The organism is Micromonospora sp. 15K316 (assembly GCF_004348525.1).
Lineage (GTDB): Bacteria > Actinomycetota > Actinomycetes > Mycobacteriales > Micromonosporaceae > Micromonospora.
Window position 1 is genome coordinate 1 of sequence record NZ_SMKG01000428.1, and the last position, 1,013, is coordinate 1,013.

Sequence of the window (1,013 nt, forward strand, 5' to 3'; positions counted from 1 at the left end):
GGCGAGATCGGTCGGTCGGGCCCGGCGGGCCGCGGGGCAGCGGGATGCGCCGGCGGGGCGGGCGTCGGTGGCACCGGCGCCGGGTGCGGTCTGCCGGCAGCAGGGGGCGTCGCCGGTCGGCCGCTCGACGGTGGCGCGGGTGGGCCGGACATCGGCACGTTCCGGGCCGGTGCGCCGGCGGCCGGCGGGTAGGGCCGCCCCGGCGCCCGGCGCGGGTCGTCGTGCCGGGGTGGAAGCTCCTGCCGGCCGGCACCACGGGCCGGCACGTCGGGCTCGACCGGTCGGCGCTGGTCCGGTCGCGGCTCGCCGCGCAGCCCGGGGTCATGGGCGGGGCGCGCCGGTCCGCTCGACCGGGGCGCCGCTCCCGCGTCGTGCTCCGGGCGTGGCCGTGTCTCCCGGTACGGCTCCGGCCGGGCCTCCTCGCGTGGACGACGGTCGGCGTACGGATCGGCGTGACCGGCCGCCTCGCGGGGCTGCCCGCGCCGGTCGTCCTCGTGGCGCGGAGGCCCGCCGCGGTCGTACGGACGGTCGTCCTCGCGACGCGGGTGACCGTGGCGATCGTGGTCGGGGCGGCGGAGGTGCTCGTCGTCGTTCCGGGGCCGCCCGGCGGAGCGCTGCGGCCGATCCTCGTAGCGCGGCCGCTCCTCGCGATGCGGTCGGTCGTCGTAGCCTGGCCGATCGTCGTAACGCGGCCGGTCGTCGTAGTGCGGCCGGTCCTCGTAGCGTGGCCGGTCGTCGTAGTGCGGCCGGTCCTCGTGCTGCTGCCGGTCGACGTAGCGTGGCCGGTCGTCGTAACGCGGGCCGCGTACGTCATCGGGGTGGCGGGCGTGGTCGGGGTGCCGTGGCGGGTCGTGGCGGAACTCGTCCGGACGCCGGTTCTGCTCCGGCGCGTGACCCCACGGGTAGCGCGGCCGGCCGCCGGTCGGCAGCCGGCCCTCGGCACCGGGCGGCCGGCCGCCGTCGTGGCGGCGCGGTGCCGGCTCCTCGTCCGGCTCGGGCACCCAGCCCGGCTG

1 pseudogene is annotated in these 1,013 nt (G+C 80.1%); it reads right to left on the reverse strand.

Going from position 1 to position 1,013, the window contains the following annotated elements:
* Positions 1 to 1,001, reverse strand: a pseudogene (locus tag E1211_RS32140) (hypothetical protein); the annotation flags it as partial.
* Positions 1,002 to 1,013 lie beyond the last annotated feature (12 nt).